Origin of the sequence: Streptacidiphilus carbonis (assembly GCF_000787775.1) — a bacterium.
GTDB classification, from domain to species: Bacteria; Actinomycetota; Actinomycetes; order Streptomycetales; family Streptomycetaceae; genus Streptacidiphilus; species Streptacidiphilus carbonis.
In genome coordinates this window covers 27,698-43,017 of sequence record NZ_BBPM01000039.1, presented here as the reverse complement: position 1 = coordinate 43,017, position 15,320 = coordinate 27,698, and the positions used below count along the sequence as shown (strand labels likewise).

Genomic DNA, 15,320 nt, shown 5'->3' with positions numbered 1-15,320 from the left:
CTACATCCACCTCCGGTAGCTCTCGGGATCGGCGTCGGGTTCGCCGGTGGGACGGAAATGACTGATGGCGGCGAGGCTGGGGCGGCTCTGCACCCCGGTCTGGTCCGGTTCGCGCCAGACCGGCTCGACCCGCTGGCCGACGTGGACCTGGTCGTGCGGGATGCCTCCGATCCGCGCGTGCAGGCCGACATGCGCACCGTCGAGCAGCACGTAGGCGTAGCAGTACGGGACTTCCACATCGAGGCCGCGGGCCGCGATGTTGACGATGCAGAAGGTGGTGACGGTTCCGACATGGGGCAGATCAACGGGCTCGCTGGTGGCGACGCCGCAGGTGGGGCAGACGCCGCGGGGCGGGATGTAGACCCGGGTGCACTGGGGACAGCGCTCGCCGAGCAGCCGCTGCTCGGTGAGCGCGTTCAGGAAGCGGGACTGGGCGGCCCCGGGGGTGTAGGTGTAGTCCAGCCGCGCCGGAATGGTGACCCTGGTGACGGGTTCCGCACCGGCCAGGGCGGGGATGCCGGCGAGCAGGTCGGATGTCTTCATCGCTCTCCCCCGGCACTCCCGCTGCCGTCTGCCAGCGGCTCGAAGCAGGCGATGTCGGTGATCGCCCCGGTCCGCCGGTCGGCCCAGCGGACGGCCACGCGCAGTCCGGTGCGGACCGCGCGGGGGTCGCCGCTGTCCGGCGGCGGGGCGTCCAGGGCGTGCAGCAGCGCGGTGTCCGCGCCGTCCAGCCGCACCAGCGCCCAGGCGAAGGGCCGGTCCAGCGGCTGGTACGGGCGGGGGCGTTCGTTCCAGGCCCAGGTGGTGACGGTGCCGGTGCCCGGGAGGGCGACCAGTTGGTCCAGCTCCGCCGCCGTGACCGGGTCGTACTCGGCGGGCGGGCACAGCACCCGGCCGTCGCTGCCGCGGATGCCCAGCACCACGCGTTCGCGCAGCCCGGTCAGGAAGGCCCCGACGACCGGGCCGGTGGAACGGGTGAAGGGGAACTCTACGACCAGCGGGGCGCTGAGCACTGCTGGGTTCTGCACGTCGGACATGGGTGGCTCTCCTCAGTGGCGATCAGTGGCGATCAGTGCCGGCGGTAGACGGGCGCGCGGTGCTCGGCGAAGGCCCGTGGGCCCTCCTCGGCGTCCTCGGTGGCGAAGATCGGCCAGCCGATCTCCAGCTCCCGGGCCAGCCCGGCCTGCTCACCGAGGTCCGCCGTCTCGTACACCGAGCGCTTGACGGCCTCGACGGCGAGCGGCGCGGCCTGGTTGACCGCCTCGGCCAGCTCCAGCGCACGCTTGAGCGCGGTCCCGTCCGGGACCACGCTGCCGACCAGCCCGATGTCGCGGGCCTCGGCGGCGCTGTAGCGGCGGCCGGTGAGCAGCATCTCCAGTGCGTGGGTGCGCGGGATCTGATGCTGCAGCCGGACCGTGGAGCCGCCCACCGGGAACAGCCCGCGGCGCACCTCGAAGAGCCCGAAGCTCGCCGACTCCGCGGCCACCCGGATGTCGGTGGCCTGCAGCACCTCGGTGCCGCCGGCCACGCAGACGCCCTCGACGGCGGCGATCACCGGCTTGCGCGGGCGGTAGTGCCGCAGCATCGCCTTCCAGTGCAGGTCCGGGTCGGCCTTGAGCCGCGCCCGGTAGGCGTCGTCCTCGCTGAACCCACCCCGGGCCAGGGCCTTCAGGTCCATGCCGGCGCAGAAGGCGCCGCCTGCGCCGGTGAGCACCACGGAGCGGATGTCGTCGTCGGCGTCGGCCTCCAGCCAGGCGTCGTGCAGCCCGACCAGCATCGGAATGGAGAACGCGTTCTTGGCCTCGGGGCGGTTCAGGGTGAGCACCAGGGTGGCCCCGTGCCGCTCCGTGCTGAGGTGTTCGGTGCCGGTCATGCCGGAGCCCTCCGCTTGTGATGCATCGCTTTTGACGCATCGTCAGATCTAGAACAGGTTGCAGTCTTGCCCGGTTGATTTCAAGGGCGTCAGCGCTCTGGAGTTCTCCACCTGCGGCTCCTACTCTCCGCGCATGGAATTCAACCTGGCCGATCTGTTCGAGCAAGCGGTTGACCACTTCCCTGGGCGCGAGGCGATCACCTGTGCCCGCGCCGACGGACCCGCGGTGCAGCGGCGCACCTTCGCCGAGCTCGACGAACGCGCCAACCGGCTGGCCCACCACCTCCTGGAGTCGGGAGTCGGCGCCGGGGACCGGGTCGGCGTCTACGCCCTGAACCGGGCCGAGTGGGTGGAGTCGCTGCTCGCGATCTGCAAGATCCGGGCGGTCTGCGTCAATGTCAACTACCGCTATGTGGCCGACGAGCTGAGCTATCTGCTGACGATGGCCGAGCCGGTGGCGATGATCTTCCAGGAACGCTATGCACCGCAGGTCGCCGCGGTGCTCCCCGGCCTGCCCGGCCTGCGCCGGCTACTGGTGATCGAGGACGGGACGGGGGGCGCGGAGGCGCTGCCGGCGGTTCCCTTCGAGAAGGCGATGGCCTCGGGCTCCCCCGAACGCGACTTCGCCGCCCGCTCGGGCGACGACCACTACCTGCTCTTCACCGGGGGGACGACCGGTCTGCCCAAGGGCGTGGTCTGGCGCCAGGAGGACGTCTTCTTCGCCCTGGGCGGCGGCATCGACGTCACCAACGGCCACCGGATGGCGACCCCCGAGGAGATCGTCACCACCGCCTACGACAACCAGCTCACCTTCTTCCCGATCGCCCCGCTGATGCACGGAGCCACCCAGTGGGGCCTGATGCAGCAGTTGTTCCGCGGCAACCGGGCGGTCCTGCTGGACCGCTTCGACCCGCGGCGGGTCTGGGGACTGACCGAGTCGGAGAAGGTCAACCTGGTCATGATCACGGGAGACGCGATGGGCCGCCCGCTGATCGAGTCGCTGGACGCCGAGGACACCGACTACGACCTCAGCTCCCTCTTCGGCCTGGTCAGCAGCGCCGCCCTGTTCTCCGCCCCGGTGAAGCAGCGCTTCCTGGACCGCTTCCCCCACCTCTATCTGAGCGACGCCATCGGCTCCTCCGAGGGCGGCGCGGGCGGCGTCAGCCAGTACCGGGGCGGCTCCGGCGACCAGGCCGGGGTCACCACCACCGCGATCAGCGACTCCGAGGTGCTCGACGACGACCTGAACCCGCTGCCGGCCGGGGTGGTCGGCCGGCTGGCCCGCCGGGGCAACGTCCCGCTGCGGTACCTGGGCGACCCGGTGAAGAGCGCCGAGGTGTTCCGCACCGCGCCCGACGGAACCCGCTACGCCGTCCCGGGCGACTGGGCGGTGCGTGAGGAGGACGGCAGGATCACCCTGCTCGGGCGCGGTTCCTCATGCATCAACTCGGGTGGGGAGAAGATCTTCCCCGAGGAGGTCGAGTCGGTCATCAAGGGCCACCCCGCGGTGTACGACACCGTGGTCGTGGGCGCGGCGGACGAACGCTGGGGCGAGACCGTGGTCGCCCTGGTCCAGCCTCGACCGGAGGCCGAGCTGACGCTCCAGCAGCTCCAGGCCCACTGCCGCGAGCACCTGGCCGGCTACAAGGTCCCCCGCCGCCTTCACCTCGTCCCCGAGGTGCACCGCACGCCCACGGGCAAGCCGGACATGCGCTGGGCCCAGGGGTTGGCGGCGCCCTGACCTCGTCCGCAGCGTGTGCCTGGCTCGTCGCGCACCCGCGCCCCCAGGGGTCTGCAACGGAACCACCGTGAGTCAGCGGCACCAACCCAGGGGCGCGGGGAACCGCGCGGCAACCCCTACGGCTCGCAGAAGAAAGCAGTCAGACCCCCCGCACCGCCACCCACGCCGGCAGGCCGTGCGGCTTCGCCTCCGCGAGAACCCGGCGTTCCGCACCGCCCTGACGGACACTCAGCAAGCATGGCCAGTCCTCCCCCACCCGCTCCGGCTCGAACGCGATGTAGGCGAACGGAGCCTCCGGCGTACTCGCTGCCGCGAGACGGGCGAGCTCGGCGTCCACCCGGGCCCACTCCTCCGCCTGGACGTACTGGCGCATGATCGAGTGCCAGACCACGGTGAGCGTGCCTGCCCGGAGCCCCACCCCGGCCAGGAACTCCGCCGCACCCACCGCCTCGACCGCCTCGGCCGCGGCAGGATCCGCCGCCGCCAGGCGCACCGCACCGTCCAGCCGGGCGAACCGCGCCCCCTGGTCCGCCCAGACGTAGGCGTGCAGCGCCAGCGCCCCGGCCTCCGACAGCGGATCGATCGGCGTCAGGTCGCAGCCTCGGCGCTCCACCACGGTCAGTTCCGGCTGCTCCGCGCCGGCCTCGACGAGCCAGGCCGGCGGCCCGCCCCGCCAGGCGTCGGCGAGTTGCACCGGCGAGTCGACCGGACCCCAGGCGAATCCGTCCGCCGACACACGGAACCGCTCGGGCCGCAGATTGAGCCCGGCGCTCGACCCCAGTTCGAACAGCCGGACCGGCAGCGGTGCGCTCCGGGCCGCCCACAGGAGTCCGGTGAGCAGCAGACTGGCCCGGCCCACCTCATTGGTCTGCGGCGGCCGGGTCATCCACTCGCGTACCCGGGGAAGCTCCGCCCCGACGGTCGCACGGAACGCCGCCCAGCAGTCCTCCGCCCGACCCGGGTCGTACTCACCGCCGACGGAGGCGTAGTACGCCGCGAGCCGAGGGGCCCTGCCGGTGAGCACCAGCGCGTGCACCCCGCCCATCAGCCGGAGGGCCACCGCGTCCGGGCCGGGCGCGTCCTCGTACCCGGCCAGCGCGTCGGCGCAGGGTCCACCCGCCCTGGTGTCAGCCGCGGCCCGCGCGAGCAGTTCGGCGTAGAGCGGCGAGCCCAGCGAGGCGCAGGCGTGCGACTGCCACTCCAGCATCGTCGCGGCCCGCTCACGCGCGGCCTCGACGGTCGGGGACTGGGGTGCGCTCATCGACGCTTCCTCTCACCGGGGTACTCACTGCGGGCCTGGAGTTGATCATGCACCCGGAGCCCCCGGACGCACACCACACCGGCCCGGTGAGCTGGATCACGGTGAGGCCGCGAACCCGGCGGTTCCACCGGGCCCCGGGGATAACCCGTGGTGTCCCCGCACCCGTTCCGCCTAGCGTGGTGGGATCGCCACTCCGGAAGGACCGAACGCATGTCCCAGCTCGCCGCCCTCGCCCCGCTCGCCTCAGCCCTCGCAGACCCCGGTCGGCTCCGGCTGCACGCACGGCTGGTGCTCGCCGGTACGGCCGGGCTGGACCCCGAGGCGCTGCGCGCCGAGGACCCGGCGACGGCGAAACAGCTCGGCCGGCTGCTGCAGGCCGGGCTGGCGGAGCTGAGCGAGGACGGCACCCGCGCCGTCGCCTGCCCGGGCGCGTTCGCCGAGGCGCTGCGCCCGGCACCGGCCGCCGCCTCGGCTTCCGAGCAGACGCCGGAGGCGGAAGCGGTCGCGCAGCTGTTCAAGGACGGCCGCCTCACCGCCATGCCGGTCCGCCCGGCCCGACGCCTCGCCCTGCTGGAATACCTGACCCGCCGCGTGTTCGAACCCGGCGTCAGCTACGGCGAGCCCGAGGTCAACATCGCCCTCCGGCAGTACTGGGACGACCCGTCAGCGCTGCGCCGCTACCTGATCGACGCCCGGCTGCTCACCCGCAGCGCCGACGGCCGCAGCTACCGCGTGGCGGCCGCGGGCACCGCCGCCGCCTGAACCTCGCCCCAAACCGAGCCTCGCTCGGACCGCCGCTTCGGCGGGGACGGTCCGCCCGCGGAGCCGTCCCGTCAGACCTGCCTGGTCCGCCCCTCCCAGTACGGGTCCCGCAGCCGCCGCTTGTAGAGCTTGCCGTTGGGGTCGCGGGGCAGCTCGGCCACGAAGTCGACCGACTTGGGCCGCTTGTAGGCGGCCAGTCGGCGCTCGCAGTGGGCGAGGATGTCGGCGGCCAGGTCCGGTCCCGGGGTGAATCCCGGGGCCGGCTCGATGACGGCCTTGACCTCCTCGCCCCAGTCGTCGTGGGGGATGCCGAAGGCCGCGGCGTCCGCGACCGCCGGGTGCGAGAGCAGGACCGACTCGATCTCGGCGGGGTAGATGTTGACGCCGCCGGAGATGATCATGTCGATCTTGCGGTCGCGCAGGTAGAGGTAGCCGTCGGAGTCGAGCAGCCCCAGGTCGCCTACGGTGAAGAAGTCGCCGACCCGGTTCTTCCGGGTCTTGCCCTCGTCCTTGTGGTAGCTGAAGCCGCCGGTGCTCATCTTCATGTAGACGGTGCCCAACTCCCCCGCCGGGAGCGGCTTCCCGTCGTCGTCCAGGACCACGACCTCGCTGATCGGCCAGGGCTTGCCGACCGTCCCCGGCCGCTCCAGCCAGTCCCTCGCGGTGGCGAAGGTGCCGCCGCCCTCGCTGGCCGCGTAGTACTCCTCCACGCTCTCGCCCCACCACTCGATCATGGCGCGCTTCACGTGGTCGGGGCACGGGGCCGCGCCGTGGATGGCGTGGCGCATGGACGAGACGTCGTAGCGGGCCCGGGTCTCCGCGGGCAGGGCGAGCAACCGGTGGAACTGGGTGGGCACCATGTGCGTGTGGGTCACCCGGTGACGGTCGATCAGACGCAGCATCTCCTCCGGCGTCCAACGGTCCATCAGCACCACCGTGTGCCCGATGTGCAGCGAGGCGGCGGCGAACTGGAGCACGGCCGTGTGGTAGAGCGGCGAGCAGACCAGGTGCACATTGCCGCCGGCCGGCCTGATGCCGAAGATCCCGAGGAATCCGCCGAGCGCGGTCTGCTCCGGCGGCCGTCCCGGCAGCGGGCGGCGGATGCCGCGCGGCCGTCCGGTCGTCCCGGAGGTGTAGTTCATCACCCGGCCCGCGGTGCGGTCCTCGGGCTCCGCCTCGGACTGCCCCTCCAGCAGGTCCCGGTACGGCCGGAAGCCCGGCAGCTCGCCCACCGCGTAGCGGCGCTCCTTGGGCAGCCCCACCTCGTCGGCGGCGGCCGTCGCGGCCTCGGCGAAGCGCTCGTGCGCGATCAGCACCTTGGCGCCGCTGTCGGAGACGATCCAGGCGATCTCCGGGCCGACCAGGTGGTGGTTGACCGGGACGAGGTAGAACCCGGCCTGGGTGGCGGCGAGATAGGCGGTGAACAGCTCGATCCCGTTGGGCAGGACGACCGCGAACGCGTCGCCCGCGTCCAGGCCGGCCTCGCGCAGTCCGTGCACCAGCCGGTTGGCGGCGGCGAGCAGCCGGCCCGCCGTCCAGGCCTCGCCGTCCGGGGCGACCATCACCACCCGGTCGGGCTCGGCGGCCGCCTGGGCCCAGAAGCCGACGGGGGACGCGGGGGACGCGGGCACGGGACCGGGTGCGGCGGTCACGCGCCCGCCTCCTCGACCGAACCGGCGGCGGCCCCGGCGATGCGGTCCAGCCGGGCCACCGCCTGCTCGAAACCGCGGGTCAGCTCGTCCATCACCGCCGCGACCGGCCGCTCCTCGGTCATCTGGCCGACGATCTGGCCGATCGGCGTGCCGATGAGCTCCGGCGCCTCGTAGGTCTGGATCCGGCTCAGCGCGTCGGCGACCAGCAGTCCCTGCAGCGGCATCGGCAGCGTGCCCGGGCTGTCCGGCTGGTCCCAGGCGTCCGTCCACTCGGTGCGCAGCTGGCGGGCCGGCTTGCCGGTCAGCGAGCGGGAGCGGACGGTGTCGCCGGATCCCGCCGCCAGCAGCTTGGCGCGGAGCACCGGCGAGCGCAGCTCCGATTCGGCGACGGTCAGCCAGACCGAGCCGAGCCAGACCCCCTGCGCGCCCAGCGCCAGCCCGGCCGCCGCCTGGGCGCCGGTGCCGATGCCGCCGGCGGCGAGCACCGGGAGCGGGGCGACGGCCGCGGCGATCTCGGGGACCAGCACCATGGTGCCGATCTCGCCGGTGTGGCCGCCGGCCTCGTAGCCCTGGGCGACGACGATGTCGATGCCCGCCTCCGCGTGGTGCCGGGCATGCCGTGCGCTTCCGGCGAGGGCGGCGACCAGCACGCCGGCCGCGTGGGCCCGCTCGACCACATCCTCCGGCGGATGTCCGAGCGCGCTGGCGAGCAGCTTGATCGGATGCTCCAGCGCGACGTCGACATGGGAACGGGCGACCTCCTCCATCCAGCCGGTGATCCGCCAGCCGGCCCGCTCGCCCTCGGGCATCTCCGGCACGCCGTAGCGGGCCAGGGTCGCCCGGACGAAGGCGCGGTGCCCCTCGGGGATCATCGCCTCGATGTCGGCGACGGTGACGTTCTCGACCTTCCTGGCGGGCATCACCACGTCCACGCCGTAGGGAAGGCCGCCGACATGGGCGTCCATCCAGTCGAGGTCCTTGGCCAGCTCCTCCGCCTCGCCGTAGCGGACCGCGCCGAGGACGCCGAGGCCCCCGGCCCTGCTGATGGCCGCCGCGACAGCGGGGAAGGGCGTGAAGCCGAAGATGGCGTGCTCGATTCCGAGCCGTTCGCTGAGTTCCGTCCTCATGGGGGCAGCATGGCGCAGCGCTTCGCAGACTGGAAGAGATTATCTGACGCTCTGTCAGTTATTCTCGCGGCCACCGGCGCTGCGGACGGCACGGAGCTGCCCGCCGACCGGGACGGTCCAGCGCCGGGTCAGTTCCACCACCGCCGGGTGCTCGCGGACCACCCGGGCCAGCGAGACCGGGATCGGCCCCACCTCCAGGGCCCAGGGCGGAATTTCGGGCCGCCGGACCAGCGAGGGGGCCAGCCGCCGGAGCACCTCGCCCGCGTCCGAGGGCCGCTGCTCCGGTTCCTTGGCCAGCAGGTCCAGCACCACGGCCTGCAGGCTCTCCGGGATCTCCGGACGCAGCTCGCGCGGCGGCCGCGGCGGGGTGTCCCGGTGGTCCAGCAGGATCACCAGCGGATCCCCCACGGCGAACGGCGGCGCCCCGACCAGCAGTTCGTAGATCACGCAGCCGAAGGAGTAGAGGTCGCTGCGGTGGTCGACGTCCGTCCCCTCGATCTGCTCCGGGGACATGTAGTACGGGGTGCCGACCGGGAAGGCGCCGCCGCCGAGCCGGGCGGTCAGCCCCGCCTGGCCCGATCCCAGCCGGGCGATGCCGAAGTCGCAGATCTTGACGGTGCCGTCGTGGCAGCGGACCAGGTTGCCGGGCTTGAGGTCGCGGTGGATCACGTCCCGGGCATGGGTGTAGGCGAGGGCGGCGGCGATCTGACGGGCGATCGACACCACCTCGTCGATCGGCAGCTGCCGCCCCGGCTCCTCGTCCAGCACCGCGCCCAGGTCGCTGCCGTCCAGCAGCTCCATCACCAGGTACGGCACCCCGTCGTCCTGGCCGAAGTCGTGCACCACGGTGATGCCCGGGTGCTGCAGCCCGGCGGCCAGCCGGGCCTCCCGGCGGAAGCGCTCCTGCAGCAGCTCGGCCTGGCGCGGATTGCGGTGCGGCTCCTCGGCGCGCAGGCACTTGATCGCGACGAGCCGGCCCAGCGCCTCGTCCTCGCCGCGCCAGACCTCCCCCATCCCGCCGCGCCCGAGCAGGCCGATGAGGCGGTAGCGACCCTGGATCAGGGTTCCTTCCTTCACCGCGCTCCCGCCCTCGCTCGTTCACCAGCGCCGTACACCACCCCACGCTGCCCACACCCTAACTCCGCAGCCAGTGTGGACCCAGGGGGTGACAGCCAGGACGGCAGGGGCGGCGGTCCGCCCGGCCACAGGCCCCGCGGATAGTCCCACCGGGCCGCGGCATGGGCGGGCCGTTCAGTAGTGGATCGCGCCCCGGGCGCCGCCGCCCACGGCGATGGCGTCGCCGTTGATCGCCACGCTCAGCGGGGAGGCCAGGAAGGCGACGGTGTCGGCGACCTCGGCGGCGGTGACCAGGCGGCCGATGCTCACCGCCGATTCGAGCCGCCGGACGATCTCCGCCTCGTCGACCCCGGCGGCCGCGGCCATCGCGGCGAACTTGGCGGGGCTGGACTCGGTGATCGTCATCCCGGGGTGAACGACCGTCACATTGACGCCGTGCGGGCCGAGTTCGTCGGCCAGGTTCTTGGTCATGGCCGCCACCGCGACATTGCGGACCGAACCGACCAGGTTTCCGGCCTGCCGGGCGTTGAGGCCGCTCACATTGACGATCCGACCCCAGCCCTGGGCCACCATCAGCGGCGCCGCGGCCCGCGCGCAGCGCAGATAGCCGAGCACCTTGGTCTCGACCTCCTGCCGCAGGCTGTCGTCCTCGATCCCGGCGAGCCCGGGCGGGGCGCCGCCCGCGCTGGCCGGCGTCGCCGCCGCGTTGACCAGGATGTCGACCCCGCCGAACGCGTCCGCGGTCCGCCGGACCAGCTCACGCACCGACTCGTCGTCGGTGGTGTCCGTGACCACGGCCAGCACCCGGCCGCCGCCGTCCACCGCGGCGATCTCCGCCGCTGCGGTGTCCAGTGCCTCCTTGCCCCGGGACGCGAGCGCGACATCCGCCCCCTCGGCGGCCAGCGCCCGGGCGACGGCCAGCCCGATGCCCCGGCTCGCGCCGGTGACGACGGCGCGCTTCCCAGCAAGCTGGAGATCCATGTGACAGCCCTTCCGACGAGCGAAGACAGGCCGCCATCATCGCAAACGCCCGGCGTGGGCCCGGTTCGCAGGGTCTCAGCGGCGGACGCGGGGCATGCCGAGGCCGATCCAGGAGATGATCTCACGCTGGATCTCGTTGTTGCCGCCGCCGAAGGTGAAGATGACGGCGCTGCGGTAGCCGCGTTCCAGGTTGCCCTGGAGGACCGACCCGGCCGAGCCCTCCTTGAGCGGGCCGGCCGCGCCGACGACCTCCATCAGCCAGGAGTAGGCGTCGCGCCGGGCCTCGCTGCCGAAGACCTTGACCGCGGAGGCGTCCTGCGGGGTCAGCGCATTGCGCTGGAGGGCGTCCACCATCTGCCAGTTGAGCAGTTTCACGGCGTCCAGCCTGGTGTGCGTGCGGGCCAGCCGCTGGCGCACCCAGGGCAGGTCGATGACCCGCCTGCCGTCACCGAGCCCGGTGTCCCTGGCCCACTGCTGCACCTCGGCCAGGGCGCGGTTGGCCATGGTGGCGTGGGCGGCCAGGGTGACCCGCTCGTGGTTGAGCTGGTTGGTGATCAGCCGCCAGCCCTGGTTCTCGGCGCCGACCAGATTGGCCACCGGCACCCGGACGTCCTGGTAGTAGCTGGCAGTGGTGTCGTGCCCGGCCAGGGTGCGGATGACGGTGGCGGAGTAGCCCGGGTCGGTGGTGTCCACCAGCAGGATGCTGATGCCCTTGTGCGGCGGGGCCTCCGGGTCGGTGCGGACGGCGAGCCAGACCCAGTCGGCGGTGTCGCCGTTGGTGGTCCAGATCTTCTGGCCGTTGACCACGTAGTGTCCCCCACTCTCGGCTCCGCTCGAGCGGGAGGTACCCCCTTCCTCCCGCACCGCGCGGGTCTTCAGCGCGGCGAGGTCGGTGCCCGCGTCCGGCTCCGAGTAGCCGATGGCGATGTCCAGTTCGCCGGCCAGGATCCGCGGCAGGAAGTACTCCTTCTGCGCGTCGGTGCCGAACTTCATGATCGAGGGCCCGACCGTGTTCAGTGCCATGATCGGCAGCGGCACCCCCGCCTGGGCCGCCTCGTCGAAGAAGACGAACTGGTCGACCGGGCTCATCCCGCGTCCGCCGTACTCGACCGGCCAGCCGACACCCAGCCAGCGGTCGGCTCCCAGGCGGCGGTTGACGTCGCGGTAGAAGCGCTTCGCCCGTTTCGGGTCGTTCAACCGCCCGTGCGCCTCGGGCGGCATCAACTCGGCGAAGTAGGTCCGCAGTTCGCTGCGCAGCCGCTGCTGCTCGGGGGTGTGGGCGAGGTGCATGGCGATCCCCTCGGGTGCTCGGGTCGGCACGGCGGCAACGCCGTGGGAGCGGCAGTCACGCCCGCCGGGCGCCACGCTAGAACACGTTCTAGAAGAAGGGAAGGCGCGCCGTCCACCTGGATTGACGGCCCGTCAGCTCATGACCGACATTCCGTCAGTCCTCCTTGGCGATCAGCTCGGCGAGCTCCGCCGGGGTCGTCGAACCGGGCCCGCGCCCCAACCTGGCGGCCCGGCCGGCCAGCCGCTGCAGCACGCTGTTCACCGGCGTGGCCAGCCCGTGGCTGCGCCCCAGCAGCACGATCTCGCCGTTGAGGTAGTCCGCCTCGATGCTGCCGGTGCCCCGGGCCAGGCTCTGCCAGGAGGAGCCGCCGCCGCGCTCCACGCCCGGCACCGGCCGGAACCGCAGCCGGTCGCCGGCCACGTCCGCCCGCTCCTGGTCGCTGGTGTAGCCGATGCCGGCGGCGTCCAGCACCCTGGTCCCCTCGGCCATGGTGGCGTGGTGGAGCTCCAGTGCCTGGGCGCTCTCGATCCGCCCGGTGAGCGCCTCCAGGGCGTTGGAGAGGTTGCTGATCAGCTTCCCGTACTTCCAGCGCATCACGTCCTGCGTGACCGGCGCCAGCAGCATGCAGGCCTCCAGGTCCGCGGAGATCGCGCGGGCGGTGTCGTCGGCGCCGCGCGGGTAACGGCCTAGGTGCAGGATGCCGGTCAGTGGGAAGCCCTCGGCGCCGATCACGCCGGGTTCCAGATGGGTGGACGGCAGCCAGACGCACATCCCGTACACCCGGCGGAAGCGCCGCAGGGCGGTCCGCTCGTTGTCCACCGCGTTCTGTGCGCAGACCAGGGGCAGCGCCTCCGCCGCCGTGCCGCCGCCCGCGACCGGGCGGTCCGCCCAGGCGTCCAGCGCGGCCAGGGTGTCCTGGCTCTTCACGGCGAGCACCAGCACATCGTCCGGGCGCAGGTCCACCGCCTCGGGCCGGTCCGCCGCCGGCACCGGCAGGACGACCCTGCCGCCCGGCGTGGCCAGGGTCAGCCCCTGCCCGGCGAGGGCGCGGTAGTGCGCACCCCGGGCGACCAGCACGACCTCCCGACCGCCCTCGAACAGACGTCCACCGATGGCTCCGCCGACCGCACCCGCTCCGATGATGATGTAGCGCATGGGCCGAACCCTTTCAGCTCAACCGGGCAGCGATCAAGGCCGGGGGCCCGACGGGCCAGGCAGTTCCGGCGCGGAGGAAGGAGCGGCGTCCCGTGCGTGCCCACGGCGTGCCGGGGCCGTGACGCCGCGCCAGAACTCCGGACAGGCCCTAGCCTGGCGGAATCAGCGCGGACGGCACGGCCGAGGAGCAGGTACATGGGTGGCGAGGCACAGGTAGTGGCGCTGCGGCCGGGGTCGGAAGCGGCGGAGGAGGCCGGCACGCACACGGTGCCGCGCCCGCTGCGGATGCTGCCGCTGGCCGGTCTGGACCGGGTCGGGGTGGTGCTGGTCTCGCACAGCCGGGTGGTGGCCGAGGCCGTCGCGGCGATGGCGGTCGAGCTGCTGGGCAGCGGCGACCCGGCACCCACCGCGACGGCCGGGAGCATGCCCGAGGACGGCCTGGGCACCGGCCCGGCGCTGGTGGCGGCCGCGGCCCGGGAGGTCGACCAGGGCATGGGCGTCGCCGTCATCGCGGACCTGGACGCATCCGTCGGCACCGTCCGGGGTGTGCTCGCCGCCGCGGAGGCGCACGGGCTTCCGTTCCCGGTCCGGCTGGCTGACGCCCCGTTCGTCGAGGGCGCGGTCGCCGCGGTGGCCACCGCCTCGGCGGGCGGCGACCTGTCAGCGGTGATCGAGGCGGCCGAGGACTGCTACGTGGTGCGCAAGCTCTGACCGTCCGTTCCCGGCAGGTCCTGGACCGGCTTGGCGTCGAAGCTGAAGTACGCCTCCGCGGCGCCGCTCAGCGCGTGCCGCAGCCGGGTCCGCCCGCGCTCGTCCAGTTCCTCCGGCAGGGCGTCCAGCGCGAACCAGCCCACCTCCAGCGACTCGTCGTCGTTGACCCGGGCCTCCCCGCCCACCGCGCGGCAGAAAAAGGTCAGCTCCAGGTACTGCGCCTGGTCGCCGTTGGCGTGGACGATCGGCGGGGAGACCGTCACACTGGTGAGGCGCTCGGGGACGGCGTGCACGCCGGTCTCCTCCAGGCACTCGCGCGCCGCAGCGTCCGCGGGCTGCTCGCCCGGGTCCAGAATGCCGGTGATCAGCGCCCAGCGGCCGGTGTCCACCCGACGTCCCAGCAGCAGCCGGCGCCGATCGTCCAGGACGACGGCGGTGACCCCGGACATCCACAGCGGCTGCTGTCCCACCTTGCTGCGCAACTCGCGTACAAACTCTGGAATGGGCATGTGCCCGACCCTATCCGGACGCCGAATCACCCCTCCGCATTGTCATGGCCAGCGAATATCTGTGCGAAGGGGCGTCATCCGGCCAGCTCCGGTCTACCGTGGACCGATGAGAATCGGGGGGTGCCATGGGGGCTGCGCGCACACCGACCATCGGCACACCCGACCTTGACGGTCCGTCGGGCGGCGCCCCCTCCGACACGGCCGTGGACGTACTCGGCGCCCTGCTGCTGACCGGTTGCGCGAGCTGGTCGCTCTACGCCGCCAGTGGGCGCGACGCCCATCCCGAAGGGGTCCTGCTCGGACTGCTCGCCGTCGCCGCAGGTTATGCGGCCGGCCGGATAGCCGGAGCCGTCGCACCGGTCGGCTCGCCCGCGGTGATCGCGGTCGCGGTGGGCGTGCTGGCCCTGGTCGCGCCCGGCGGGCTGTCCGGCGACCCCGCCGCTCCGCCGCTGCACGACGCCGACGCCAACGGCGCGCTGATCGCCCTGGCCGTCGGCGCCGCCTGCTGCGCCGCGCAGACGGCGCGGGCCACCGGCCCCGGGCTGCGGCACGTCCGTCCGGCCCTGCTGCTCGCCGCACTCGCCCTGCTCGCCTGCGCACTGACGGTCGAGGCGGTGACGACCGGCTCCACCGCCGCGGTACTCGCCTGCCTGGGCATCGTGATCCTGGCCGTGGCGGTCCGCACGGCCGGACGCCGACTGCCCGCCCTGCTGCTGCTCGGGCTGTGCGCGGCGCTGGCCGTCGCCGCCCCGCTGCTGCTGGCCCGCTCCGGCGCCGACCTGACCGCCCGCGGCGGCGGGCTGCCGCTGTCCGAGCAGCGGGCGGCGCTGTGGCACGACGCGGTCCAGGAGGCGGGCCGGGAGCCGCTGCGCGGGGTCGGCCCCGGCCGCTTCACCGAACTGAGCCCCGCCGCCCAGGACTTCTCCACTCCCGGCGGCCCTTCCTCGGCGGCCCTGGAGGTGGCGGCGGAGCAGGGGGTGCCCGGGCTGTGCCTGCTCATCGCGTCCTACGGCTGGATGATGTGGACCCTGCGGCGAGCCCCCGGCCCCACCTCCACCGCACTCACCGCAGCCGGTGCGCTCACCGCTCTCGCGGTGGAGGCGGCCATCTCGCCGGTCCTGAGCTTTCCTGGGATCACGGCGGGGGCCGGGCCGCCGGGCGGCCTGGGCCGCGGCGCGGG

General features: G+C 73.4%; 13 protein-coding genes and 1 pseudogene. 4 read left to right on the top strand and 10 right to left on the bottom strand.

What is annotated here, in order from left to right; all coding sequences use genetic code 11:
* Both TR46_RS26075 and TR46_RS26070 read right to left on the bottom strand, forming a co-directional pair.
* A pseudogene (locus tag TR46_RS26075) lies at positions 1-1,037 on the bottom strand (Zn-ribbon domain-containing OB-fold protein).
* A 32-nt stretch (positions 1,038-1,069) separates the two neighbouring features.
* The gene (locus tag TR46_RS26070) at positions 1,070-1,873 is read right to left on the bottom strand and encodes a crotonase/enoyl-CoA hydratase family protein (protein WP_042405589.1); all 804 of its coding nucleotides are present in this window, start codon (positions 1,871-1,873) and stop codon (positions 1,070-1,072) included.
* Positions 1,874-2,006: 133 nt separating this feature from the next.
* Between TR46_RS26070 and TR46_RS26065 the strand changes: the two genes are divergently transcribed.
* Positions 2,007-3,614, top strand: coding sequence for an acyl-CoA synthetase (locus tag TR46_RS26065; protein WP_042405587.1), 1,608 nt, complete (start codon positions 2,007-2,009; stop codon positions 3,612-3,614).
* A 139-nt stretch (positions 3,615-3,753) separates the two neighbouring features.
* Here the strand turns inward: TR46_RS26065 and TR46_RS26060 are convergent, their stop codons facing one another.
* A complete protein-coding gene (locus tag TR46_RS26060; protein WP_052433098.1) occupies positions 3,754-4,875 on the bottom strand; it encodes a DUF2332 domain-containing protein in 1,122 nt (373 codons plus the stop codon).
* 210 nt (positions 4,876-5,085) lie between these two features.
* Between TR46_RS26060 and TR46_RS44550 the strand changes: the two genes are divergently transcribed.
* Positions 5,086-5,637: a DUF2087 domain-containing protein gene (locus TR46_RS44550; protein WP_042405583.1), complete on the top strand. Its 552-nt coding sequence runs from the start codon at positions 5,086-5,088 to the stop codon at positions 5,635-5,637.
* Positions 5,638-5,708: 71 nt separating this feature from the next.
* Here TR46_RS44550 and TR46_RS26050 read toward each other — a convergent pair whose 3' ends face one another.
* The 6 genes from TR46_RS26050 to TR46_RS26025 form a co-directional block, all read right to left on the bottom strand.
* Positions 5,709-7,289, bottom strand: coding sequence for an acyl-CoA synthetase (locus TR46_RS26050; RefSeq protein WP_269084273.1), 1,581 nt, complete (start codon positions 7,287-7,289; stop codon positions 5,709-5,711).
* Positions 7,286-8,416 carry a nitronate monooxygenase gene (locus TR46_RS26045; RefSeq protein WP_042405581.1) on the bottom strand — a complete coding sequence of 377 codons (1,131 nt, stop codon included), beginning with the start codon at positions 8,414-8,416 and terminating at the stop codon, positions 7,286-7,288. Before TR46_RS26045 ends, TR46_RS26050 begins: the two co-directional genes overlap by 4 nt.
* Before the next feature lie 54 nt (positions 8,417-8,470).
* Positions 8,471-9,493: a serine/threonine-protein kinase gene (locus tag TR46_RS26040; protein ID WP_052433097.1), complete on the bottom strand. Its 1,023-nt coding sequence runs from the start codon at positions 9,491-9,493 to the stop codon at positions 8,471-8,473.
* 174 nt (positions 9,494-9,667) lie between these two features.
* Entirely contained in the window at positions 9,668-10,474 is an 807-nt protein-coding gene (locus TR46_RS26035) for an SDR family NAD(P)-dependent oxidoreductase (RefSeq protein ID WP_042405578.1), read from the bottom strand.
* Positions 10,475-10,549: 75 nt separating this feature from the next.
* A complete protein-coding gene (locus TR46_RS26030) occupies positions 10,550-11,764 on the bottom strand; it encodes an acyl-CoA dehydrogenase family protein (RefSeq protein ID WP_042405577.1) in 1,215 nt (404 codons plus the stop codon).
* 154 nt (positions 11,765-11,918) lie between these two features.
* Complete coding sequence (locus TR46_RS26025; protein ID WP_042405573.1) at positions 11,919-12,920, bottom strand: ketopantoate reductase family protein; 1,002 nt, start codon at positions 12,918-12,920, stop codon at positions 11,919-11,921.
* Between the two features lie 195 nt (positions 12,921-13,115).
* Here TR46_RS26025 and TR46_RS26020 point away from each other — a divergent pair, with 195 nt between their 5' ends.
* Positions 13,116-13,631 (top strand): PTS sugar transporter subunit IIA domain-containing protein, encoded by a 516-nt coding sequence (locus TR46_RS26020; RefSeq protein ID WP_369406012.1) that lies wholly within the window; start codon positions 13,116-13,118, stop codon positions 13,629-13,631.
* Here TR46_RS26020 and TR46_RS26015 read toward each other — a convergent pair.
* Positions 13,610-14,140, bottom strand: a complete 531-nt coding sequence (locus TR46_RS26015; RefSeq protein ID WP_084718932.1) for an NUDIX hydrolase — start codon at positions 14,138-14,140, stop codon at positions 13,610-13,612. The genes TR46_RS26020 and TR46_RS26015 overlap by 22 nt on opposite strands.
* 125 nt (positions 14,141-14,265) lie before the next feature.
* Here TR46_RS26015 and TR46_RS26010 point away from each other — a divergent pair.
* Positions 14,266-15,320 (top strand): O-antigen ligase family protein (locus TR46_RS26010; protein WP_052433096.1); only part of this gene is annotated, 1,055 nt, incomplete at its 3' end.

What these genes read in the sequence shown, in the direction of transcription:
- TR46_RS26035 (WP_042405578.1), bottom strand. Translation starts at nt 10,474, where the DNA reads ATGGATCTCCAGCTTGCTGGGAAGCGCGCCGTCGTCACCGGCGCGAGC.
- TR46_RS26015 (WP_084718932.1), bottom strand. Translation starts at nt 14,140, where the DNA reads ATGCCCATTCCAGAGTTTGTACGCGAGTTGCGCAGCAAGGTGGGACAG.
- TR46_RS26070 (WP_042405589.1), bottom strand. Translation starts at nt 1,873, where the DNA reads ATGACCGGCACCGAACACCTCAGCACGGAGCGGCACGGGGCCACCCTG.
- TR46_RS26060 (WP_052433098.1), bottom strand. Translation starts at nt 4,875, where the DNA reads ATGAGCGCACCCCAGTCCCCGACCGTCGAGGCCGCGCGTGAGCGGGCC.
- TR46_RS26020 (WP_369406012.1), top strand. Translation starts at nt 13,116, where the DNA reads ATGGGTGGCGAGGCACAGGTAGTGGCGCTGCGGCCGGGGTCGGAAGCG.
- TR46_RS44550 (WP_042405583.1), top strand. Translation starts at nt 5,086, where the DNA reads ATGTCCCAGCTCGCCGCCCTCGCCCCGCTCGCCTCAGCCCTCGCAGAC.
- TR46_RS26045 (WP_042405581.1), bottom strand. Translation starts at nt 8,416, where the DNA reads ATGAGGACGGAACTCAGCGAACGGCTCGGAATCGAGCACGCCATCTTC.
- TR46_RS26065 (WP_042405587.1), top strand. Translation starts at nt 2,007, where the DNA reads ATGGAATTCAACCTGGCCGATCTGTTCGAGCAAGCGGTTGACCACTTC.
- TR46_RS26030 (WP_042405577.1), bottom strand. Translation starts at nt 11,764, where the DNA reads ATGCACCTCGCCCACACCCCCGAGCAGCAGCGGCTGCGCAGCGAACTG.
- TR46_RS26025 (WP_042405573.1), bottom strand. Translation starts at nt 12,920, where the DNA reads ATGCGCTACATCATCATCGGAGCGGGTGCGGTCGGCGGAGCCATCGGT.